Genomic DNA, 23461 nt, shown 5'->3' with positions numbered 1-23461 from the left:
GTGCCTCAAAAAAAGAGTATTGACTTAACAGCAGAGAGTTTATATTATTTCTCGTTTTTTATTTATTGCGGGCAAAAAAGCGGCGCACTGCTGTCGGGAGAAAAAGGACGCCCAGCATAGACACCATGGGGTGTAGCGCGCAATTCCCGTCCACTTCCCGCCCCATGAAAACTCCCGCCAAATCCGCAACTTGCCCCAGCAAAACGCAGGAAAAAATCCTGTAGTTCAATAACTTGCACTCGCCATAAACGGTTTTCAAACGGCACGCCCGAGAGGTATAGACTTTAGTCTAATATCGCCATTTTTCCCCATACCGATCCGGCATAAGGCATACAGATTTATCGCTTTCCTGCATGGCGATAGGCGGCAGAAACAGCAACGCCCGTCGCAGACGGGCGTTGCATGCTCAAAGCCGGATGGATCGACGCGCCTTCCTTTATCCAGGCACGGGAAGGGATCAGTGGCGCGGAAAGGTAGCCAACAACTCCGTCAGCAGTTCGGGGGGCGTCTCGTCATCCAGCCGAGCATCGCCCAGGCTGCGCAGCAGGATAAGGCGCAGACGGCTGTCGACGTTCTTCTTGTCGAGCCGCATGCGGTCGAGAAAGTCCTCGGCCGTCATGTCGGCAGGCGCCAGCAGCGGCAGGCCGGCAGCCTCGATGATGGCGGCGGTACGCGCCACCTCCGCCACGGAGAGCCAGCCGAGGCGCTGCGACAGCTCGGCCGCCATCAGCATGCCGGTACCCACGGCCTCGCCGTGGAGCCAGTTGCCATAGCCCTGGTGAGCCTCGATGGCATGGCCGAAGGTGTGCCCCAGGTTGAGCAAGGCACGAACCCCCTGCTCGGTCTCGTCCTCGGCAACGATCTCGGCCTTGATCGTACAGCTGCGCTCGATGGCCTGGGTCAGCGCCGCGGCATCCAGATCACGCAGCGCCGCCATGTTCTCCTCCAGCCAGCCGAGGAAGTCGGCATCGCGGATCAGGCCATACTTGATCACCTCCGCCAGGCCCGCCGACAGCTCCCGTGGCGGCAGGGTCAGCAGGGTATCGGTATCGATCAGCACCGCCTGGGGCTGCCAGAAGGCCCCGATCATGTTCTTGCCGCGCGGGTGATTCACGCCGGTCTTTCCACCCACCGAGGAGTCGACCTGGGAAAGCAGGGTGGTCGGCACCTGGATGAAGGCCACCCCGCGCTGATAGCAGGCGGCCGCGAAGCCGACCATATCGCCGATCACCCCGCCACCCAGAGCGATCAGGGTGCAGCGACGATTGAACCCCGCCGCCAGCAGGGCGTCCCAGATCCGACTCACGCTTTCCAGCGTCTTGGTCGCCTCCCCATCGGGCAACACCAGCTCCTCTACCTCGAGGCCCTCGGGAAGCCCTTGGCGACAGCGCGCCAGATAGCGGGGTTCCACCGTCTCGTTGGTCACGATCATCACCTGACGACCGGCGAGATAGGGCGACAGCCAGGTGGCATCGCCCAGCAGACCGGGGCCGATATGGATGGGGTAGCTGCGCTCGCCCAGCGCGACCTGGAGGCTGCGCTGGGGGGCGGGGGATTGCGTCAGGGTCATGGGCATCAGGCCTTGGCTTGAAGGGGGTCGACCAGCCGCTGGATGCGACGCACGATCTCGTTGACCACGGCGCGGGGGCTGCGCCGGTCGGTACGTACCACGACATCGGCGGTGGCGCGGTAGAGGGGGTCTCTCAACTCGAACATCTCGCGCAGCGTCGCTTCCCGGTCGGGGCGCTGCAACAGGGGGCGATTGCGGTCCTTGGCCACCCGCTTGAGCTGCTGCTCGACGGTGGTAAACAGGTAGACCACGGTACCCCGCTCGCGCAGGCGGCGGCGATTCTCCTCGCGCAGCACGGCGCCACCGCCCGTCGCGATCACCACGGCGTCGAGCCGGGTCAGCTCCTCGATCATCTGCACTTCACGCTGGCGAAAGCCGTCTTCGCCCTCGACGTCGAAGATCCAGGGGATATCGGCGCCGCAGCGAGACTGAATCTCGTGGTCGCTATCAAAGAACTCACGTGACAGCTCGGCCGCCAGAAGGCGGCCGATGGTACTTTTGCCGGCCCCCATGGGGCCGACCAGTATCAGATTGGGCAAATCCTGCATCAACGAATCGCCAGACCGTCTTCGAGTATCCGTGGAGTAATGAAAACCAGCAGCTCGACTTTCTGGCTGCTCTCCTCATTGTACCGGAAAAGCCTGCCCAGCACAGGCAGGTCACCGAAGAAGGGCGTCTTCGCCAGCCGGCTAAGCTGCTCGGTGGTCAGGATGCCGCCCAGCACCACGGTCTCACCGTTATCGACAAGCACCTGGGTCTCGATGCGATTGGTGTCAATGGGCGGCTCTTGCCCGCCTGTAACATCGCGAAAACTGTCGTTCTTGATCACCAGGTCCATGATGATGCGATTATCCGGCGTGATCTGCGGTGTAACCTCCAGCGATAATTCAGCCTCTTTGAATTCGATTTGCGGAATACCGTCTGTCCCAACTGTTTGATAAGCACGCTCTTCACCCTGGATGATGGTTGCCTTACGCTGATTGGCGGTGATGACTCGCGGCTGTGAAATCGTCTGACTCTGGTTCTCGCTTTCCAGCGCACGCAACTCCAGGTCGAGGAGGATATCCCCCGAAAGGTACCCAAAGCCAAAGGTCGAGGCAGCGTTCTGAAAATCACCCAGGTCGACAGCCAAACCGCCGCTTCGGGTCGAACGAGTAGTGAACTCTCGATCCACCCGCCCATCAGGATTGAGCGATATCCCGTCACCCAAGGTCAATCCATCGCGAGTACTGCTTCCAAAAACACCTCTAACTGGACGTGAAGAAGAGACTCCCCAGTTAACGCCAAGCTGCTGTGTCACGCCATCCCGGGCGATCACGATGCGCGCCTCGATCTGCACCTGACGCACCGCCACGTCTAGCTGGTCGAGGGTGCGCAGGATCTCCTGCACCTGGTCGGCGGTGTCCTGAATCAGCAGCATGTTGGTGCGCTGGTCCACCGCGACCCGGCCACGCTCGGTGAGCAGGCCGAAGCCGTCGCCACCGCGCAGCAGCTGGGCCAGGTCCTCGGCCCGGGCGTACTTGACCTCCACGTACTCCGAAACCAGCGGCGCCAGCGTCTCCACCTGCGCCCTGGCCTCGATCTCCTGACGCTCGATATTGGCCAGCTCGCTGGCAGGGGCCACAACGATGACATTGCCTTCCTGACGACTGGCCAGGCCATGGCTCTTGAGCACCAGGTCGAGCGCCTGGTCCCAGGGCACGTCCTGAAGGTTGAGGGTGACACGCCCGGTCACGCTATCGCTGGCGACGAGGTTGAGGCCGGTGAAGTCGGCGATGACCGCCAGCACCGAGCGGACCTCGATATCCTGGAAATTGAGGGTGATACGCTCCCCGGTATAGGGAAATTGCTGACGCACCCGCTGGTCGCGTTCGTCCTGGGTAACCGGCTGCGCCTCGATGGTCAGCTGCCGGCCGCTCTGGGTGGAGAGCATGGCGAATTCCCCGCTGCCTTCGATATCGAAGGTCACGCCATCACGACCCACACGCGGGGTGATGCGGCGTAGCGGTGTATTGAAATCGCTGACGTCGAGCACCTGGTCATGGGATGCCGGAAGCTCCACGTCGCGCATTTCGGCAACGATACGGCTGCGCCCCTCTTCCCGCACCCGCGCATCGACGCCAGCGCGGTCGAAGGTAACGATCAGCCTTCCCGAGCCGCCTTCGCCGCGACGGAAGTCGATATCTTCGATCACAGGCCTGCTGCTGACGGGTACCGGCGCCGCCGGGCGAGGCTCCGGCTGCTGCGCGGCCGCCACCCTCGGCGCAGAGGCCCCACCGCCGATGGAGAGCCTGAGGCGATCGCCCTGCTGGGTGGTGTCATAGGGCAACGGACCCTCGAGGTTGAAGACCAGCCGGGTGCGCGACCCCGCCTCGAGGGCGGTGACCTGCTCGACGCCCCCGATGCCCAGCTCCATCCGGCGCTGCTCCAGTTGATTGGCGGTATCGACCAGGTCGATGGTCAGTCGCGCAGGGTCGTCCAGCCGATAGCCGCGGACCTCCGGCACCCCGTGACTGAAGGTGAGGTCCACCTGGAGCTCCCCGCTCTCCCCCTGTCGAAAATCCAGGCCGGTCAGTGTCGTCGTCGCCAGCGCTGCCGAGGACACTGCCAGCAGGCAGAACCCTGCCATTGCGCGAATCATCTGTATCATCGTTACCGTTCCCCCCGCCTGAGCCCACGCCCTGTTCGGACGCGGTGATGCAGCCGTCATTTCTAGTTGTCCAGTTCTAGTTGTCCAGCGCGAGACGCGTGTTGCGCTCTACCCAGCCGCCCCCGCCCGTGGGCACCAGCTCCACCAGCTGCACCGAGGAGCCCGTGATGCTGACGATCCTGCCATGATCTCGCCCCATGTGACGCCCGATCTGCAGACGATGCACTTCTCCATCCGGCGCCTTGATGAGGGCATTGGATTGCCCCCCCATGGCCAGCACGCCGACAAGCTCCAGCTCCTCCAGCGAATAGGCTTCCAGCGGTTCGCGAGACCGATCGGCATCCGGTGCCAGCCCGGCTTCACCGGCCGGTGCCGTTTCAGGCTCCGGCAGCTGTGGCCGGAAGGGGCTCCGACGGTCCCCTTGCTCATAAGGCGTCGCCTCGTAGCTCGGCACCTGTGGCAGCTCCAGGGATGCCGGCGTGCCGGGATTGGCACGAATCGTGGCCAGCTCACGGTCGAGCGAAGACAGCTGAGGATCCGCACAGCCGGCAAGCGCCAGCATCAGGCCACCGCCTACCACCCGCCAGTAGCGCCGCATCTCTCTCATGGCGATGCCTCCTGGGCCGTAGGACGATAGCTGTAGGTGCGAGCCAGCATTGACAGCCGCAGGCGATCGCCACCCTCTACCGGCGTCAGGGTAAAGTCATGCTGGGTAACGATACGCGGCAGCGATGCGATGCCGGCCAGGAAGGCCGCGATATGGTGGTACTGCCCCTCCACCTGGATGTCGAAGGGTCGCTCGATATAGAAATCGCGCTCCACCGTGCCGCGCAGGCGGATGAAATCGATCGACAGCTGATTGTCGATGGCGATCTCACTGATGCTGTCGATCAGCGACGGAATCTCGGCCCCCGACGGCAACATGGCCATGAGCTGATCCATGCGGGACTCGAGCACCGCCATCTGCTCGAGCATGTCCGGCAGCCTGGCTGCCTGGGCGGCCCGGTTGCGATAGTCGCGCAACAGCTGACGCTCCTCGGCCTCCACCTGCTGCAGTTCCGCCGCCTTGGGGCTGGCGAGATACCAGTGCATGCCGGCAAAGGTCAGGCCGAATATCAGCACGCAGCAGATCAGCTGAAGCAGCCACGGCCAGGTGCCCGCCTCCTTGATGTCCAGCTCTCGCCAGTCGAGTTCGCGCAAGCGACGCATCTCAGCCTGCAGGTTCATGGCGCCTCCTCATTCGAGCCGGATGGCTGGCCCGCCAGCTGGACCACACTGAGACTGAAGCGCCGCCTGGCGCCGCCATCGGCCTCGACTTCCGACAGCACCGGTTCGGAAAGGGAGGGGGCCGCGGACAGCCCACGCAGCTGATCGGATACCTGATGATTGCTTTCGGCGCGTCCGGAGAGCCGCAGCCGGCTCTCCTGGCGGCTCAGCTCGGTATAGTGCACGCCGTCGACCAGGCTGGTGGCCAGGTCGCGAAAGACATGCACCGTCTGGGAGCGCCCCTGCTGCAGGTCGCTGAAGACCTCGATCTGGCCGATCATGCGCTCACGAATCGCTTCATACTCGCTGATCGAACGAATGTCGCCCTCCAGGCGCTGCATCTGGTCGCGAATATGGGCGTTGCGCTGCTCCTGGGCCGACAGTGCCTCCTGGTAGTGGTAGGTCATGCCCAGCCCCCCCACCATGCCCAGCACCGCCACCATCCCCATGGCGACATAGAAGCGCCGGCTGCGACGCTCTCGCTGCCGCTCGCGCCAGGGGAGCAGGTTGATCTCGATCGTCATGATGCCGACCTCATTGCCAGGCCGCATGCCGTCAGCATGGCGGGTGCATCACTGGCCAGGGTCTGGACGTCGATACGGGTATTGATCCGCATGCGCAGGAAGGGGTTGGCGATCACCACCTCCATGCCGCTCTCCTGTGCCAGCCGCTCCGCCAGGCCGGGAATCACGCTGGACCCGCCGGCCAGCACCATGCGCCGCACCTCGTGCTTGCGGCCGGCTGTGTAGTAGAGCTGCAGCGAGCGGCCGACCTGCTGGACCAGGGTATCGAGAAAGGGCGCCAGCACGCTGGTCTGGTAATCCTCGGGCAAGCCGCCACGCTTCTTGGCCAGGCCGGCTTCCTCCAGGGTCAACCCATAGCGGACGCGAATCTCCTCGGTCAGCTGGCGCCCGCCGAAGACGGTATCCCGGCTGTAGGTGACGCGACCCTCGCGCACGACGTGAAAGGCATTCATGGTCGCCCCGATATCGACCAGTGCCACGCAGTCGTCGCTCTCGCCAGCAGGCGGCAACTGATGGCGAAGCTCGGTGAAGGCACGCTCCATGGCAAAGGTTTCGACATCCACCGCCGCCGGCGTCAGCCCCGCCTGAACCAGGGCATCGGTCAACTGATTGACATCCTGCTGGCGACAGGCGACCAGCAGGATGTCCTGCTGGTCGCCGTAGCGTGCATTGAGACCCAGCCGCTGGAAGTCGAAGGCGACCTCACTGAACGGAAAGGGAATATGCTTGTCTGATTCGAGTTGAATGCGCGCCTCGATCTCATCGTCATTGAGCGAGGCGGGCATCGTCAGTGTCTTGGTGATCGCGGCACTGGCCGGAACGGCGGCCACGGCGAGCTTCGAGGAGGGCCTCGCACTCTCCACGGCACGGCGCAAGGCATCGGCCACCTCGCCCATGTCACGAATGCGCCGCTCGACCACGGCACCTTCCCGCAAGGGCCTGACGGCATAGCTGTCGATCTGATAATGGGAGCCGGCTCGCTTGAGCTCGATCAGCTTGACCGTCGCCGAGGTGATATCGACGCCGATCAACCCCTTGCCCGAGGCTCTGAGTCGCATCAATTCATATACCTGCGTAATCAGTCGCGGTATTCCGCTTGTTATCGATACGCCTTAGATCGCCTGAGCGACAAGGCTCAGAAAGATAATACCCTGCTCTGTAGCATCGAGGTTACATGATATTGGCCGTTGTCACACAAAGTTGGACTTCCAACGCCTCAACGCTGGTGACCGACGGCCTGGATTCATATAATGGTCGACGCCAGTGAAGGCCAGCTTCATCGTCGCCCTTTCCATCCTGCCCTCACCACGGATACCGCCTTTACATGAAGTGGATCAAGACCCTGATTTTCTCGGCTTTCTGGCTGCTGATAGCGCTGTCGACCACGGCCCTGCTCAGTGTGGCCGGCGCAGCTCTCTACTTCACGCCCGGGCTACCCGACGTGCGCCAGCTCCAGGACTTCGAGCTGCACACTCCCCTGCGCATCTTCACCCGCGACGGCAAGCTGATCGGTGAATACGGTGAAGAGCGCCGCATGGCGGTGGACTTCGACGAGATTCCCGACGACTTCATCCAGGCGCTGCTTGCCGCCGAGGATGCCGCCTTCTTCGAACACCGCGGCGTCGACCCGCGCGGGCTGGCGCGCGCCGCCGTGGAGCTGGCTTCCAGCGGCGGCGACATCCAGTCCGGCGGCTCCACCATCACCATGCAGGTGGCACGCAACTACCTGTTGACCCTGGACCGCACCTTCACCCGCAAGATTCGCGAGATCCTGCTGGCGCTGCAGATGGAGCGAATCCTTACCAAGGAGGAGATCTTCGAGCTCTACGTCAACAAGATCTTCCTCGGTAACCGCGCCTACGGCATTGCGGCAGCGGCCGAGGTCTACTACGACAAGCCCCTCGAGGAACTCAGCCTTGCCCAGAAGGCGATGATTGCTGGCCTGCCCAAGGCGCCCTCCGCCTTCAACCCGCTGGCCAATCCGGAGCGCTCGCTGATCCGGCGCAACTGGATCCTCTATCGGATGCGCCAGCTCGGCAATATCGACCAGGCCAGCTATGAGGCCGCCGTGCAGGAGCCCATCACCGCCCGCCGACACGTCGCCCAGGTCGAGGTAGACGCCGACTATGTCGCCGAAATGGCGCGCCAGTATGCGGTGGAACGCTTCGGCGAGGACGCCTATACCGGCGGCTATCGCATTCACACCACCCTGGACAGCGAACTCCAGCCCTTTGCCCGCGACGCCCTGGCCAACGGACTGATCGACTACGACACCCGACATGGCTGGCGCGGCCCGGAAGAGACCGACATCCCGAGCAGCCTTGCCGAGGCCCAGGCGCGCACCGAGCGTCGCGGGCTGGAGGAGGAGCTGTCCGAGTCGCCCGAAGTCCTGGAAACGGCCCGCCAGGCGGCCGAGCGCAGCCAGACCGAAATCGAGGGCGTCGATGGCGATGTCAGCAACTGGCTGCGAGTGCTGGAGCGCACCCCGGGGTTCGGCCCCCTGCAGCCCGCCATCGTCGTCGCCAACGAAGGCCGCGAGCTGCAGGTCATGACCCGCGGCGGCGAACTGCAGACCGTGGAGTGGGGCGGCCTGAGCTGGGCCCGCGCCTACCGCAACCCGCGTGCCCGCGGCCCCGAGCCGAGCTCCGCCTCCGAGATCGCCAGCACCGGCGACCTGGTTCGCATCCTGCAGCGGGAAGACGGCAGCCTGAGGCTCTCCCAGCGGCCCGACGCCGAAGGCTCGATCGTGGTACTTGAGCCCGATACCGGCGCCATCCTCGCCCTGCAGGGCGGCTTCAGCTTCAATGCCAGCAAGTTCAACCGGGCGGTGCAGGCCCAGCGCCAGTCCGGCTCCATCTTCAAGCCATTCGTTTTCCTGGCGGCTCTCGACACCGGCCTGATGACCGCCTCGAGCGTGGTCAACGACGCACCGGTCGTACTGCAGGATGGCAGCAACGAGATCTGGCGCCCGGTGAACGCCAGCGGTGACTTCCTCGGCCCGACACGGCTGCGCGTCGCCCTGGCCCGCTCACGCAACCTGGTGACCATACGGGTACTTCAGACCCTGGGACTGGACGCCACCATCGACTATCTGGAGGGCTTCGGATTCGCCTCGAACCGACTCCCTCGCGGCCTGTCGCTGGCGCTGGGCAGCGCAGACCTGACCCCGCTGGAGATGACCAACGCCTATGCCGTGCTGGCCAACGGCGGCTATCAGGTCTCGCCCTGGTTCATCGAGCGAGTCACTCGCACCAGCGACGACAACCTCATCGAAGAGGCCAGCCCGATGATCGCCTGCCGGGAGTGCCGCGAGGACCAGGCCGAGGTGCAGATCGACGGCAGGACCTATCGGGTCGCCCCCCAGGTAGCCGACCCCACTGCGGTCTATATCCTCACCGACATGCTGCGCGACGTGATCGAGACCGGAACCGGTCGCGCCGCCCTCAGCCTCAACCGCAGCGATGTGGTCGGCAAGACCGGCACGACCAACAATCAGCGCGACGGCTGGTTTGCCGGCTATAACCGCGACCTGGTGGCGACCGTCTGGATCGGCAAGGATGACAACGAGACCATCGCCGAGTATGGGGGCAATGCCGCCCTGCCGATCTGGATCGAGTTCATGGAACACGCCCTCGATGGTCGCCCCGATGCCAGGCCCGAAGCGCCCTCCGGCCTGGTGCAGGCAAGGGTCGACGGCCAGACCGGACGCCGTCTCACCGACGGCCAGTCCGGCGGCATCACCGAAATATTCCATCCCGACTATCTGCCGGACATGGAGCCGCGCCGTATCGAGCAGGAGGTCGAGCAGAGCAGTGGCTCCCAGGGGAGCGGGAGCTACGAGGCGATCTTCTGACCCGACAGCTTCACCGGGCGGCAGGGACGCCGCCTTTCACGTCTTGCCAACCGCGTCAGCCGCACCCCTGTGCGGCTCAGTCTCACGGAAAAGCAGGTACGCCTTGTCATGCAACGCCCCACAGCACCCTCCTGGATCACCTTCGGCCTCTTGGCATTATCCGGCACCGCACTCCCCGCCATCGCTCAGGCAACCGGCTTCTTCTATGCCCCACCGCCCCCGGACGAAAATGCCCCCACCTTCAGCGGTGAAGCCGAACTGGGCTACACCCACCTCTCCGGCAATACCGATAGCCAGACCCTGATCGGCAAGAGCCGACTCTCCTGGCTGACCGGCGACTGGACGCACACGCTGCGTGGCGAGGTACGCAACGTCACCCGCGACGGCGACACCAGCGCCGAGCAGTACCTGCTCTCGGGCCGGGAACGCTACGACTTCGACGGCCCCCACTATGTGTTCGGCTTTGCCCGCTGGGAAAAGGATCGCTTCAGCGGGTATGAGCAGCAATCCACGGTCATCGGCGGTTACGGCCGAGACATCATTGACACCGAACACCACCAGCTCTCCCTCGAGGCCGGGCCAGGCTACCGCCATGACCGCATCGACGATGAAGGGAACCGGGGGCTCGGCGTGATCTACAGCGCCCTCGACTACCACTGGACGCTCTCGCGATTCGCCAGCCTCCGTCAGGAGATGTCGGTCGAGTCCACCGACGAGAACACGACCTCACGCTCACTCTCGTCGCTCACCGCCCGCCTCAATTCTCGCCTCTCCCTGAGGCTCTCGCATGAGGTCAAGCACAACTCCAGCCCTCCCGAGACGGCCGTGGCGGACACCGACAACACCACCAACGTGACGCTGCTCTACACCTGGTAGCCCCCTCAACGCACTGCGCCGGCCCAAAAGGCCGGCGCAGCAACAGAGGCACATGTCAAAGAGACACAGGCAATCGCATCAATTCCCGTAGACGTCGTCCACGGTCTTGAGCGGGTAGTGGGCCGGATAGGGCCGGCGCGCCACGCCGGAATCCACTGCCGCCTGAGCCACCGCCGAGGTGATCCGCCCCAGCAGGCGAACGTCCACCGGGGTGGGAATGATGTACTCGGGGCCGAACGCCATGTGGTCGAGCTCATAGGCATCGAGCACCGCCTGGGGCACCGGCTCGCGGGCCAGATCCTTCAGCGCATGCACCGCCGCCACCTTCATCTCCTCGTTGATGCGCGTGGCGCGTACGTCCAGCGCACCACGGAAGATGAAGGGAAAGCCCAGCACGTTGTTGACCTGATTGGGATAGTCCGAGCGGCCGGTGGCCATGATCACATCCGGACGAGTCTCGCGAGCCAGCTCGGGGTTGATCTCGGGGTCCGGGTTGGTACAGGCGAAGACGATGGGATTGGGCGCCATCTTGCGGATATGATCGGCCGTCATCAGGTTGGGGCCCGAAAGCCCGATGAAGACATCGGCACCGTCGATGGCGTCATCCAGGGTTCGCTTGTCGGTTTCCACGGCAAATATCGCCTTGTAGGGATTGAGCCCCTCGCGCCCGGCATGAATCACGCCGCGACGATCGAGCATCACCAGGTTCTCGGCACGGGCACCGCAGGAGATCAGCAGCTTCATGCAGGCGATGGCTGCCGCACCGGCACCCAGGCAGACGATCTTGGCGTCTTCGAGTCGCTTGCCGGCGATATCCAGTGCGTTGAGCATCCCCGCCGCGGTGACGATGGCGGTTCCATGCTGATCATCGTGGAACACGGGGATACTGCACTGCTCGATCAGCGCCTGCTCGATCTCGAAGCACTCGGGCGCCTTGATATCCTCGAGATTGATGCCTCCCCAGGTGTCGGCAATGCGCGCCACGGTGTCGATGAACGCCTGGGGGCTCTCGGCATTGACCTCGATATCCACCGAGTTGATGCCGGCGAAGCACTTGAACAGGACCCCCTTGCCTTCCATGACCGGCTTGCTGGCCAGCGGCCCCAGGTTGCCCAGGCCGAGAATGGCGCTGCCGTCGGAAATTACCGCCACCAGATTGCCCTTGCCGGTGTAGCGATAGGCGTTTTCGGGGTCACGGGCGATTTCACGAACCGGCTCGGCGACACCGGGGCTGTAGGCGAGGGAAAGATCACGAGCCGTCGCAGTGGGCTTGGTCAGCTCCACCGAGAGTTTTCCGGGAATGGGCTTGGCGTGATAATCCAGCGCGGCCTGCTTCTTGGTGTCTGTCATGCTGTGATCCGGTATCCGTGTAACGTCTCAGGAAGGAAAACCAGAATATAGAAAAACCTTCCACTCCTCAATGCTCGTCCCGTTCGCGCATTTTCTTTGCCTGTTCATGACCATTCGAAGCTATTTGCTGTAACTTATACTCAGAAGGCCAGTCATAAGTCATTACTTATCACTGTGGCGCCAGACTTGCGGGCAAAAAGAAACCCGCCACATGGGCGGGTTTCCTCTCGGCCGCAGCCGCGGGCAAGTCGCACATCAGCCACGCTTCACGGCGGCACCGAAGCGCTTGTTGAAGCGCTCGACGCGGCCACCGGTGGTCGCCTGCTTCTGCTTGCCGGTATAGAAGGGGTGGCACTGGGAGCAAACGTCCAGCGACAGGTCATGGCCGACCGTGGAGCCGACCTCGAAGGTCGCGCCGCAGGAGCAAGTGGCAGTGACCGTCTTGTAATCGGGGTGGATACCTTGTTTCATCTTGAGCCTCATGGAGCGGTATGCCGCCACCTGATCCATTGCCAGGCACCGCATACGGGTTGTCTGTCGTCTCTAACCGGTTGCCGCCGGGAACGCCAGGCGCCACGACGGCGGAGCATTCTAGCAGAGCCGAGGCCGGAGGCCAATTGCCCGACTCATCTTGCGTTACCCCTGCCGTACTGCGCGTGGCCATCCCCACGCCACTGCGACGGCTGTTCGACTACCGGCCGAGTCAAACGCCACCGCCCGGCGGCTGGCAGCCGGGCATTCGCGTTCGAGTGACTTTCGGCCGACGTCTTGTCGTGGGCGTGGTGGAGAGCTGCCGCCAGGACAGCGACCTGCCGCTGGCCAAACTGAAGCCTGTGGAGGAGTGGCTGGACGCGACCCCGCTGCCGGCCGACTGGCTGTGGCTGTGCCGCTTCACCGCCCGCTACTACCAGCACTCGCTGGGAGACACCCTGCACCAGGCCATGCCGGTACTGCTGCGTCAGGGCCGCCCCCTGGCGGGCCGCATGCGCGAGCAGTGGCGTGTCACCGACAGCGGCCGGAGCCCGGACGACGAGCGTCTCAAGCGGGCTCCCCGCCAGGCCGAGCTGCTGGCCATGCTGCGCCAGCACCCCCACGGCCTGCCGACCCAGGCGATCGTGGCCCAGTCCTTTACCCGCGGACAGCTGCTGGCCCTGGTGGAGAAGGGGCTGCTCGAGCGCCAGGAGACCCCCCTGACGGCCACCCCCCAGCCAGCCAGCGGACACCTGCTGGCCGAGCCGTCGCTGCCGCTGAAACGGGAGCAGGCGGCCGCCCTGGCGGCCATCCACGAGCGACTGGACCACTTCCACCCCTGCCTGCTGCACGGGGTCACCGGCAGCGGCAAGACCGAGGTCTATCTCCAACTGATCGAAGCGGTTGTCAGCCGCGGTAGGCAGGCACTATTGCTGGTCCCCGAGATCGGCCTCACCCCCCAGACCCTGGCCCGCTTTCGTCAGCGCTTTCAGGTGCCGGTGGTCGCGCTGCATTCGGGGCTGACCGACAACGAGCGCCTGGATGCCTGGGAAGCCGCCGCCAGCGGGCGGGCGCCCATCGTCATCGGCACGCGCTCGGCCATCTTCACGCCGCTCTCACGCCCCGGCGTGATCATCGTCGACGAGGAGCACGACGGCTCGTTCAAGCAGCAGGAGGGCTTGCGCTACCACGCCCGGGACCTGGCCGTGGCACGCGCCCACCACCATGGCATCCCGCTGGTGCTGGGCACCGCCACCCCGTCGCTGGAGAGCCTGCACCACGCCCGCAGCGGTGCCTATCGCCACCTGCGGCTGACCCAGCGCGCCAGCCGTCACGCCCCGGCCCGGCTGGAGCTGGTCGACCTGCGCGGACGCCCCCGCCAGGGCGGCCTGATTCCTCCCGTGCTGGAGGCGATTCGCGGCACCCTCGATGCCGGCCATCAAGTCCTGGTGTTCATCAACCGGCGGGGGTTCGCCCCCACCCTGGCCTGCCATGCCTGCGGCTGGCTGGCCGACTGCGACCACTGCGATGCGCGCATGACCCTGCATCGCCAGCCGCCCGTACTGGCCTGCCATCACTGCGACAAGCGGCGCCCGATCCCGGACAGCTGCCCGGCCTGCGGCAGCGGCGATCTTCGCCCGCTCGGCAGCGGCACCGAGCGCACCGAAGAGACCCTGGCCGCCCTCTTCCCCCAGGTCCCGGTGCACCGCATCGACCGCGACAGCACCCGCCGCCGCGACGCCTTCGAGGCGATCCTGAGCGAGGTGAAGCGTGGTGAGCCCTGCCTGCTGGTGGGCACCCAGATGCTCGCCAAGGGACACCACCTGCCCCATGTCACCCTGGTGGTGGTGGTCAATGCCGACGCCGGGCTCTACGCCAGCGACTTTCGCGCCCTGGAGCACAGCGCCCAGCTGCTGGTCCAGGTCGCCGGCCGGGCCGGCCGCTCGTCCCACCCCGGGCGGGTGCTGGTGCAAACGCTGCACGACGATGACCCGCACCTGCGCCTGCTGGCGGAAACCGGCTATGATGCCCTGGCCGAGCAACTGCTGGCCGAGCGGCGCGCCGCCGCCCTCCCCCCCTTTCGCTTCCTCGCCCTGCTGCGCCTGGAAAGCCCCCGGGAGGACGCGGCCAACGCCCTGGCCTCGAACGCTTCGGCGGCACTGCGCGAGTGGCTGCAGGCACGCGGGCTCGGCGTGGACTGCCTGGGGCCGGTGCCGGCGCCCATGGAACGGCGCCAGAATCGCTACCACCTGCAGCTGATGCTGGCCAGCGACAAGCGCAGCCAGCTCCATGAAGCCTGCGCCCAGCTCACCGCCTGGCTGGAGGCGACGCCCGAGGCGCGCAAGGCCCGCTGGTCGCTGGATATCGACCCCCAGACGCTTTCCTAAAGGCGGCTCAAGCCACTGGGTCAGGGCACCCCGCGAACAGCCTGCCTGCGCGGGGTTTAAAGCCGAGGCACAATTGCCGATAATGGGCGATCATGCCCCACCGGGCGAGTTTTCATGCCAGCGTCCGCCCGCCAGTCGCACAGTCACCCTTACCCGATGCGGGCCCGGCGCTACAGGACAACAGATTTCATGAAAGAAACGATCGTTTCCCTGCTCGAGAATGCCCTCGACAACCTCAAGCAGCAGGGCGTGCTGCCTGCGGATGCCACCCCCGCCATCAAGGTCGACCCCACCCGGGACAAGGCCCACGGCGACTACGCCACCAACCTGGCGCTGATGCTGGCCAAGGCGGCGGGCAGGAAGCCCCGCGAGCTGGCCGAGGAACTGGTGGCGGCCCTGCCCGCCAGCGAGGCCGTGCAGCAGGTCGAGATCGCGGGCCCCGGTTTCATCAACTTCTTCGCCGCCACCGATGCCGCCGCCCAGGTGGTCCGTCAGGTACTCGAAGCCGGCGACACCTTCGGCCGCAACCTGAAGGGCAAGGGGCAGAAGGTGCAGGTGGAGTTCGTTTCCGCCAACCCCACCGGCCCGCTCCACGTGGGCCACGGTCGCGGCGCGGCCATCGGCGACTGCATCTGCCGCCTGCTGGAGGCCACCGGCTTCGACGTCACCCGGGAGTTCTACTACAACGACGCCGGCGCCCAGATCAGCAACCTGGCGCTGTCGGTCCAGGCCCGGGTGAAGGGCATCGAGCCCGACAGTGCCGCCTGGCCCGCCGACGGCTACCGCGGCGACTACATCGCCGAGGTGGCCAAGGATTACCTGGCCGGCGAGACGGTCCACGCCGACGACCGCCACGTCACCGCCAAGGCCGACCCCGACGACCTGGAGGCGATCCGTGAATTCGCCGTGGCATGGCTGCGCCGCGAGCAGGACCTCGACCTCAAGGCCTTCGGGGTCGAGTTCGATGTCTACTTCCTCGAGTCCTCCCTTTACGACCAGGGCAAGGTCGAGGAAGCCGTCGAGCGGCTCATCGCCAAGGGGCACACCTATGAGCAGGATGGCGCCCTGTGGCTGCGCACCACCCGCTTCGGTGACGACAAGGACCGGGTGATGCGCAAGTCCGACGGCAACTACACCTATTTCCTGCCCGATGTGGCCTACCACCTGAACAAGTGGCAGCGCGGCTTCACCACGGTGATCAACGAACAGGGCGCCGACCATCACTCCACGGTCACCCGGGTCCGGGCCGGCCTCCAGGCACTGGAAGCCGGGATTCCCGAAGGCTGGCCCGACTATGTGCTGCACCAGATGGTGATGGTCACCCGCTCGGGGGTCGAGGTGAAGCTCTCCAAGCGTGCCGGCAGCTATGTCACGGTGCGCGACCTGATCGACGAGGTTGGCCGCGACGCCACCCGCTTCTTCCTGGCCGCTCGCCGGGCGGACTCCCAGCTCACCTTCGATATCGACCTGGCCCGCTCGCAGTCCAACGACAACCCGGTCTATTACGTGCAGTATGCCCATGCCCGGGTCTGCAGCATGCTGCGCCGCGCCGAGGCCGAATCCCTGCATTTCGATCACGACCTCGCCATGATCAGCCTGGCAAGACTGGAGGCGGAACAGGAGAAGGCGGTGATGAACCGCCTGGCCCGTTTCCCTGAGGTCGTTTCCCATGCGGCCCTGTCGCGGGAGCCGCAGCAGGTGGCCCAGTACCTCCTGGACCTGGCCGCCGAGTTCCACTCCTGCTACAACGCCGTCAAGGTAATGGTCGAGGACGATGAGCTGCGCAATGCCCGCCTGGCCCTGGGCCTCGCCACGCGCCAGGTGCTGCGCAACGGCCTCGACCTCATGGGCGTCAGCGCCCCGGAGGAGATGTAAGCCATGGCAACCCGTCGAGCCCCCCCGAAGAAGCGTGGCGCCACTGCCAGCCAGCGCCGCAGCGCGCGACGCCGCGAGGGCTTTCGCCTGCCCGGCTGGGTGTGGGGAATCGGTGGCGTGGTGGCGGGCTTTCTGCTGGCGCAGCATCAGCACGGCACGGCACCCTGGCAGGAGGGGCACGACTCACCGCTGGCCAACCTGATACCGCGAACCCCGACGACGGAACAGGCATCGCCCACGCCCACCGTGGAGCCCAGCGAGCCGCGCATGCCGACCTTCGAGTTCTATACGCTGCTGCCCGAAGAGGTCGTGGCCCCCCGTGACGTCGCCTCGACGGCCTCCCCGCCCGAGGTCGTCACGCCCGTGCCCGACGTCACCGAGGCGCCTGTCGACGGCGACAGGGTCGATGACCCGATCGCCCAGGTCATCGCCGCCAACCTGCAGGATGAAGCCAATGCCGCGGCCAGCGCAGCCGCCAGTGAAGCGGCGGCACCCGACGGAACGCGCTATATGCTGCAGGCGGCCTCCTTCCGCCAGCCGGCGGACGCCGAAGCACTGAGGCAGCGTCTGCGCAACCTCAGCCTGGTGGCCCAGGTCAGCCAGGTCCAGTCGGCCGATGGCGATACCTGGCACCGGGTCATGGTGGGCCCCTACGACGATACCCGTGAGCTCAATCGCGCCGAGGACCTTATGACGACCCAGGGCATCACGCCGCTGCGGCACCGGGCCAGTAACTGACGGACGGTAATTGCCAGCTGCAACGACGCTGCCGGTTGAATTCGAGACATCACGCCCACACCTTCCTTGAATGCTCGTTCACGGCACCCGGCACCGCCGCGGCGCCGAAAGTCATCGGGAGCCTTCGCTCCCCGTTACGGAGTTCTCTCCATGACCACGATCGTATCCGTGCGCCGCGGCGACCAGGTTGCCCTTGCCGGTGACGGCCAGGTCTCGCTGGGCAACACGGTGATGAAAGGCAATGCCAGCAAGGTCCGCCGCCTCTATCGCGGCCAGGTGCTGGCAGGCTTCGCCGGCGGCACGGCCGATGCCTTCACCCTGTTCGAGCGCTTCGAGGCGCAGTTGGAAAAATACCAGGGCAACCTGGTCAAGGCCGCCGTGGAGCTGGCCAAGGACTGGCGCACCGACCGCGCCCTGCGCCGCCTGGAGGCGCTGCTCGCCGTGGCCGACAAGGAGGCCTCGCTGATCATCACCGGCAACGGCGACGTGGTGGAACCCGAGCGCGGCATCATCGCCATCGGCTCCGGCGGCAACTATGCCCTGGCCGCCGCCCGCGCCCTGCTCGAGAACACCGACCTCCCGGCCAGCGACATCACCCGCAAGTCACTCGATATCGCCGGTGACATCTGTGTGTTCACCAATCACCACGTCACCCTCGAAGAGCTGTCTACCAAAGACGCTTTACAGGAACGCTAAGGCCGCCACCATGACCCAGATGACACCCCGCGAGATCGTCCACGCCCTGGACCAATACATCATCGGTCAGCAGGATGCCAAGCGCGCCGTCTCCATCGCCCTGCGCAACCGCTGGCGGCGCATGCAGCTCGACGACGACCTGCGCCACGAGGTCACCCCCAAGAACATCCTGATGATAGGCCCCACCGGCGTCGGCAAGACCGAGATCGCCCGCCGCCTGGCCAAGCTGGCCCGGGCGCCCTTCATCAAGGTCGAGGCCACCAAGTTCACCGAGGTGGGCTACGTGGGCCGCGACGTCGAATCGATCATCCGCGACCTGACCGAGGCGGCCATCAAGCTGGTCCGCGAACAGGCCAAGGAGGAGGTGAGCCACCGCGCCGAGGACGCCGCCGAGGACCGCATCCTCGACGCCCTGCTGCCCCCGCCCCGGGGCCAGGAAGAGAGCGCCCGCAGCGACAGCTCGACGCGCCAGATCTTCCGCAAGAAGCTGCGCGAGGGCCAGCTCGACGACAAGGAGATCGATATCGAGATCACCCCCCAGGGGCCGGGTATCGACATCATGACCCCGCCGGGCATGGAGGAGATGACCAGCCAGCTGCAGAGCCTGTTCTCCAACATGGGCCGGCAGAAGAGCGAGACTCGCCGGGTGGCGGTGAAGGATGCCTTCGCCCTGCTGCGCGACGAGGAGGCCGGCAAGCTGGTCAACGAGGAAGAGATCAAGCACCGCGCCATCGACGCGGTGGAGCAGAACGGCATCGTCTTCCTCGACGAGATCGACAAGGTGACCAAGGGCAGCGGCCAGTCCAGCGGCGGCGAGGTCTCCCGCGAGGGGGTCCAGCGCGACCTGCTGCCGCTGATCGAGGGCTCCACGGTCTCGACCAAGTACGGCATGGTCAAGACCGACCATATCCTGTTCATCGCCTCCGGCGCCTTCCACCTGTCGCGCCCATCGGACCTGATCCCCGAGCTGCAGGGCCGCCTGCCGATCCGCGTCGAGCTCAATGCGCTGACGCCGGACGACTTCAAGCGCATCCTCACCGAGCCCTCGGCCTCGCTGACCAAGCAGTACAAGGCGCTGCTGGCCACCGAAGGGCTGGATATCAGCTTCACCGAAGACGGTATCGTGCGCATCGCCGAGATCGCCTGGAAGGTCAACGAGGGCACCGAGAACATCGGCGCGCGCCGCCTGCACACCGTGATGGAGCGCCTGCTGGAAGAGGCCTCGTTCAAGGGGGCCGATATCGGCACGCCGCTGGAGATCGATGCCGCCTACGTGGATTCCCAGCTCGGCGAGCTGGCCATGGACGAGGATCTGTCCCGGTATATTCTGTAGCGTATGAGCTGAGCTGTCAGAAAGGTGCCTGTCACCGGGACAGCCGAAGCCAACATGAGCGCGGCGCCGGGGACAGACCGAAGCGGAGGTCATTCGTCAGGGATGACGAATGTAGCGCCCAGGGATGGGTTCACAGCGCCTCCGCGAAGCGTCTGTCGCCGGGACAGCCGAAGCCAACATGAGCGCGGCGCCGGGGACAGATCGAAGCGGAGGTCATTCGTCAGGGATGACGAATGTAGCGCCCAGGGATGGGTTCACAGCGCCTCCGCGAAGCGTCTGTCGCCGGGACAGCCGCGCTTCACCAACGCAAGCGGAGCCATGCATGACTACCCCCGCCCCCAGCAAGATCCATTACCGCAAGAAGGCCCGCGAGCTGGAGCTCACCTACGCCGACGGCCAGACCCATTGCCTGCCGGTCGAGTACCTGCGCGTCTACTCCCCCTCCGCCGAGGTGCGCGGCCACAACCCCAGCCAGGCGGTATTGCAGGTCGGCAAGAAGGATGTCGGGCTCAAGAACATCGAGCCTGTCGGCCGCTATGCCGTCAAACTGCATTTCGATGACGGCCACGACAGCGGCCTGTATAGCTGGGAGTATCTCCACGACCTGATCAAGAACCGCGAGGCCTACTGGGCCGACTACTTGAGGCGCCTGGAAGAGGCCGGCGCTTCACGAGAACCGCTTGGCATCGAGATCAAGCAGTTGTAGGGGACCGACGTCAAGACAAGTACGGCCGTGCAAGGCTACAATGGCGCCCATTCGAGGCCGAATCACCCCGGCCTCCTCTCACTGCCGCGATTCGGGAGCCTTTTCGCATGAGCCCTCTTTCCAGCCCCGGGGACAAGCACACCACTCACTTCGGCTACCAGGAAGTGCCGGTCGACGAAAAGGCCTCGCGCGTGGCCGATGTCTTCCACTCCGTGGCGGCCCGCTACGATGTCATGAACGACCTCATGTCCTTCGGCATCCACCGTCTCTGGAAGCGGCTGACCATCGAGCGCTCCGGCGTTCGCCCCGGCCATAGCGTGCTGGATATCGCCGGCGGCACCGGCGACCTGACGCTGAAGTTCTCGCGCATGGTGGGCCCCCGCGGCCACGTGGTACTGGCCGACATCAACGAGTCCATGCTGCGGGTCGGCCGCGACAAGCTGCTGGACAACGGCGTCGGGGGCAACGTCGAATACGTCCAGGCCAACGCCGAATGCCTGCCCTTCCCCGACAACACCTTCGACTGCATCACCATCGCCTTTGGCCTGCGCAACGTCACCGACAAGGCATCCGCCCTGCGCTCCATGACCCGGGCGCTCAAGCCCGGTGGCCGCGTGCTGGTGCTGGAGTTCTCCAAGCCGGTCAATCCGCTCCTTTCCAAGGCCTACGACGAGTACTCCTTCCGCCTGCTGCCGCGGATGGGCCAGATGGTGGCCGGCGACGCCGACAGCTATCGCTACCTCGCCGAATCCATCCGCATGCATCCCGACCAGGAGACGCTGCAGGAGATGATGGAGGCCGCCGGGCTGGAGCGGGTCGAGTACACCAATCTCACCGGGGGCATCGTTGCCCTGCATCGCGGCATCAAGCTTTGAGGCGGTGATGACGTTGACCCCCACCCTGCTGCTGGCCGGCATCGAACGGACGCTCAATGCCCTGCTGGCGCGAGACCCCGCAGCGCCTGCGCGGCTGGCCCGGCTCAGCGGCAACCGGGTGCTGCTTCGCCTGGCGCGACCCGAGCTGTCGCTGGCCATTCACTTCCACCCTGCCGGCCTCGATCTACTGCGCCCGCAAGAGGACACCGACGACGCCTTCGACGCCGTCGTCGAGCTGAACGCCGAAACCCTGGGCGAACTGCTGGGCGACGAGAGCATCGAGCGGCTGATGTTCCAGGGCAAGCTTTCGGTACGCGGCCATGTCCACCTGCTCGAGGCGACCCGCGACCTGCTGCTCGACCTGGACCTGGACTGGGAGGGCGAACTGGCGCGCTGGCTGGGCGATGTCCCCGCCCACAGCCTGGCCGAAGGATTGCGCCGTGCCACGCGCTGGGGGCGCCGTGCCCATGGCGAGATGCGCAGCGATATCGCCGAGTACGTTTTCGAGGAAGCAAAACTGCTGCCTGGAAAGCACCAGCTCGAGAACCTGCGCGACCACCTCACCGAACTCGAGATGACCACGGACCGGCTCGAGGCTCGTCTGGCGAGGCTGCGTCGTCAACTCCAACGCGAGGCCTCGCCGCGATGATGAGCTTTCGGCTGTTGCGCATCCTCTGGGTGATCACCCGCTACCGCCTCGACACCCTGCTGCCGTTGGAGCGACTCCCCTGGTACCTCAGGCTGGTGTTCATCCTCTCGCCACTGCGCCTGGTCCCGATCGGCAGCCGCTCGGCGGGTGAACGCCTGCGCCTGGCGCTGGAGGCCCTCGGCCCCATCTTCGTCAAGTTCGGCCAGCTGCTCTCCACCCGGCGCGACCTGCTGCCCGAGGAGATCGCCGACGAGCTCCGGCGACTGCAGGACCAGGTACCCCCCTTCCCCGGCCGCGAAGCGCGCGAGCTGGTGGAGGCGGAGCTGCACATGTCGATCGAGGAGGCGTTCGCCCACTTCGAGCCCGAACCGCTCGCCTCTGCCTCCATCGCCCAGGTCCATGCCGCCCGGCTGCATACCGGCGAAGAGGTGGTCGCCAAGATCATCCGCCCGGGTATCGAGCACATCATGCGCCAGGACATGGCGCTGATGTATCGGGTGGCCGGGGTGCTGGCCAGAATTCCCGAGGCCCGTCGCCTGCGGCCGGTGGAGGTGGTGCGCGACTACGAGTCGACCCTGTTCGACGAGCTGGACCTGCACAAGGAAGCCGCCAACACCTCGCAGCTTAAGCGCAACTTCAAGGATTCGCCGCTGCTCTACGTACCGGCGACACACTGGTCCCATACCCGCCGCCGGGTCATGGTGCAGGAGCGCATCTACGGCGTTCCGGTCGCCGACCTGGCCGCGCTGAAGGCGCAGGGTACCGATCTCAAGCGCCTCGCCGAACGCGGCGTGGAGATCTTCTTCACCCAGGTGTTTCGCGACAACTTCTTCCATGCCGACATGCACCCCGGCAATATCTTCGTGGCCCGGGAGCACCCGAACGATCCCCAGTATATCGCCATCGATTGTGGCATCGTCGGCAGCCTCACCCGTGAGGATCAGGACTACCTGGCGCGGAACCTGCTCGCCTTCTTCCACCAGGACTACTATGAAGTGGCGGCGCTGCACATCGAGTCGGGCTGGGTCGGCGAGAATACCCGGGCCAACGAGTTCGCCGCCGCCATTCGGACCGTGTGCGAGCCGATCCTCGAGAAGCCGCTCAAGGACATCTCCTTCGGCCAGGTGCTGCTGGGGCTGTTCAAGACCGCCCGTCGCTTCAACATGGAGGTCCAGCCGCAGCTGGTGCTGCTGCAGAAGACACTGCTCAACATCGAGGGGCTCGGGCGCCAGCTCTATCCCGACCTGGACCTCTGGACCACCGCCAAGCCCTACCTGGAGCAGTGGATGAAGGAGCGTGCCGGCGCCAGCGGCTTCTGGGAGTCACTCAAGCGCCAGGCCCCTGAGCTGGCGCGCCAGCTCCCCGAGCTGCCGTCGGTGGCGCACCACGCCCTGAGCCGAATCGAGTACGAGCATCGCCAGCGCCACCGCCAGGCCCTCGCCCTGGACGGCATACAGCGGCAGCTGCAAGACAGACGCCGCATCGGCCGTCGACTACGGCTGGGCGTGCTACTGGCGGGGCTGGCGCTGGCCTGGCAGCCGTTGAGCGGGTGGGCCGCCGACCAACCATGGCCCGTGCTGTTGATCGCCGCCACCGGCCTGCTGCTGCTGGCCTGGCAATGAACTTGACCCACCGCAACAGG

The 23461-nt window shown here is 65.6% G+C and carries 20 protein-coding genes; 11 read left to right on the top strand and 9 right to left on the bottom strand.

Annotated elements, in window-relative coordinates; translation table 11 throughout:
- Positions 1 to 457 precede the first annotated feature (457 nt).
- The 7 genes from aroB to pilM form a co-directional block, all read right to left on the bottom strand.
- A complete protein-coding gene (gene aroB / locus LY622_RS12115; RefSeq protein WP_234291119.1) occupies positions 458 to 1570 on the bottom strand; it encodes a 3-dehydroquinate synthase in 1113 nt (370 codons plus the stop codon).
- A 5-nt stretch (positions 1571 to 1575) separates the two neighbouring features.
- The gene (gene aroK, locus LY622_RS12110) at positions 1576 to 2118 is read right to left on the bottom strand and encodes a shikimate kinase AroK (protein ID WP_234291118.1); all 543 of its coding nucleotides are present in this window, start codon (positions 2116 to 2118) and stop codon (positions 1576 to 1578) included.
- Positions 2118 to 4220 carry a type IV pilus secretin PilQ gene (locus tag LY622_RS12105; protein WP_439649586.1) on the bottom strand — a complete coding sequence of 701 codons (2103 nt, stop codon included), beginning with the start codon at positions 4218 to 4220 and terminating at the stop codon, positions 2118 to 2120. The genes aroK and LY622_RS12105 overlap by 1 nt, the downstream gene beginning before the upstream one ends.
- 76 nt (positions 4221 to 4296) lie before the next feature.
- Entirely contained in the window at positions 4297 to 4827 is a 531-nt protein-coding gene (locus LY622_RS12100; protein ID WP_234291116.1) for a pilus assembly protein PilP, read from the bottom strand.
- Complete coding sequence (locus tag LY622_RS12095) at positions 4824 to 5447, bottom strand: type IV pilus inner membrane component PilO (protein WP_234291115.1); 624 nt, start codon at positions 5445 to 5447, stop codon at positions 4824 to 4826. Before LY622_RS12095 ends, LY622_RS12100 begins: the two co-directional genes overlap by 4 nt.
- Positions 5444 to 6010, bottom strand: a complete 567-nt coding sequence (locus LY622_RS12090) for a PilN domain-containing protein (protein WP_234291114.1) — start codon at positions 6008 to 6010, stop codon at positions 5444 to 5446. Before LY622_RS12090 ends, LY622_RS12095 begins: the two co-directional genes overlap by 4 nt.
- Positions 6007 to 7068 (bottom strand): type IV pilus assembly protein PilM, encoded by a 1062-nt coding sequence (gene pilM / locus LY622_RS12085; RefSeq protein ID WP_234291113.1) that lies wholly within the window; start codon positions 7066 to 7068, stop codon positions 6007 to 6009. The genes LY622_RS12090 and pilM overlap by 4 nt, the downstream gene beginning before the upstream one ends.
- 266 nt (positions 7069 to 7334) lie before the next feature.
- Here pilM and LY622_RS12080 point away from each other — a divergent pair, with 266 nt between their 5' ends.
- Together LY622_RS12080 and LY622_RS12075 are read left to right on the top strand one after the other, a co-directional pair.
- Positions 7335 to 9863: a penicillin-binding protein 1A gene (locus LY622_RS12080; RefSeq protein WP_234291112.1), complete on the top strand. Its 2529-nt coding sequence runs from the start codon at positions 7335 to 7337 to the stop codon at positions 9861 to 9863.
- Positions 9864 to 9971: 108 nt separating this feature from the next.
- Complete coding sequence (locus LY622_RS12075) at positions 9972 to 10739, top strand: DUF481 domain-containing protein (RefSeq protein WP_234291111.1); 768 nt, start codon at positions 9972 to 9974, stop codon at positions 10737 to 10739.
- 78 nt (positions 10740 to 10817) lie between these two features.
- Here LY622_RS12075 and LY622_RS12070 read toward each other — a convergent pair whose 3' ends face one another.
- Positions 10818 to 12089 carry a malic enzyme-like NAD(P)-binding protein gene (locus LY622_RS12070; RefSeq protein ID WP_234291110.1) on the bottom strand — a complete coding sequence of 424 codons (1272 nt, stop codon included), beginning with the start codon at positions 12087 to 12089 and terminating at the stop codon, positions 10818 to 10820.
- Between the two features lie 255 nt (positions 12090 to 12344).
- Complete coding sequence (rpmE, locus tag LY622_RS12065) at positions 12345 to 12560, bottom strand: 50S ribosomal protein L31 (protein ID WP_234291109.1); 216 nt, start codon at positions 12558 to 12560, stop codon at positions 12345 to 12347.
- Between the two features lie 146 nt (positions 12561 to 12706).
- On the opposite strand from rpmE, the gene LY622_RS12060 reads away from it, so the two are divergent.
- From LY622_RS12060 to ubiB, 9 genes are all read left to right on the top strand, one after another.
- Complete coding sequence (locus LY622_RS12060) at positions 12707 to 14947, top strand: primosomal protein N' (RefSeq protein ID WP_234291108.1); 2241 nt, start codon at positions 12707 to 12709, stop codon at positions 14945 to 14947.
- A 189-nt stretch (positions 14948 to 15136) separates the two neighbouring features.
- Entirely contained in the window at positions 15137 to 16822 is a 1686-nt protein-coding gene (gene argS, locus LY622_RS12055; protein WP_234291107.1) for an arginine--tRNA ligase, read from the top strand.
- Between the two features lie 3 nt (positions 16823 to 16825).
- A complete protein-coding gene (locus LY622_RS12050) occupies positions 16826 to 17560 on the top strand; it encodes an SPOR domain-containing protein (RefSeq protein WP_234291106.1) in 735 nt (244 codons plus the stop codon).
- A gap of 150 nt (positions 17561 to 17710) precedes the next feature.
- On the top strand, positions 17711 to 18256 hold the full coding sequence (gene hslV, locus LY622_RS12045; protein ID WP_234279467.1) for an ATP-dependent protease subunit HslV: 546 nt from the start codon (positions 17711 to 17713) through the stop codon (positions 18254 to 18256).
- 10 nt (positions 18257 to 18266) lie between these two features.
- Entirely contained in the window at positions 18267 to 19589 is a 1323-nt protein-coding gene (gene hslU / locus LY622_RS12040; protein ID WP_234279468.1) for an ATP-dependent protease ATPase subunit HslU, read from the top strand.
- Between the two features lie 322 nt (positions 19590 to 19911).
- A complete protein-coding gene (locus tag LY622_RS12035; RefSeq protein ID WP_234291105.1) occupies positions 19912 to 20295 on the top strand; it encodes a gamma-butyrobetaine hydroxylase family protein in 384 nt (127 codons plus the stop codon).
- A 107-nt stretch (positions 20296 to 20402) separates the two neighbouring features.
- Positions 20403 to 21170, top strand: coding sequence for a bifunctional demethylmenaquinone methyltransferase/2-methoxy-6-polyprenyl-1,4-benzoquinol methylase UbiE (ubiE, locus tag LY622_RS12030; RefSeq protein WP_234279470.1), 768 nt, complete (start codon positions 20403 to 20405; stop codon positions 21168 to 21170).
- Positions 21171 to 21177: 7 nt separating this feature from the next.
- Complete coding sequence (locus tag LY622_RS12025) at positions 21178 to 21819, top strand: ubiquinone biosynthesis accessory factor UbiJ (protein ID WP_234291104.1); 642 nt, start codon at positions 21178 to 21180, stop codon at positions 21817 to 21819.
- Complete coding sequence (ubiB, locus tag LY622_RS12020; protein ID WP_234291194.1) at positions 21819 to 23441, top strand: ubiquinone biosynthesis regulatory protein kinase UbiB; 1623 nt, start codon at positions 21819 to 21821, stop codon at positions 23439 to 23441. Before LY622_RS12025 ends, ubiB begins: the two co-directional genes overlap by 1 nt.
- Positions 23442 to 23461 lie beyond the last annotated feature (20 nt).

Origin of the sequence: Halomonas alkalisoli (assembly GCF_021412585.1) — a bacterium.
Lineage (GTDB): Bacteria > Pseudomonadota > Gammaproteobacteria > Pseudomonadales > Halomonadaceae > Halomonas > Halomonas alkalisoli.
This window is presented reverse-complemented; position numbering and strand designations above follow the sequence as displayed.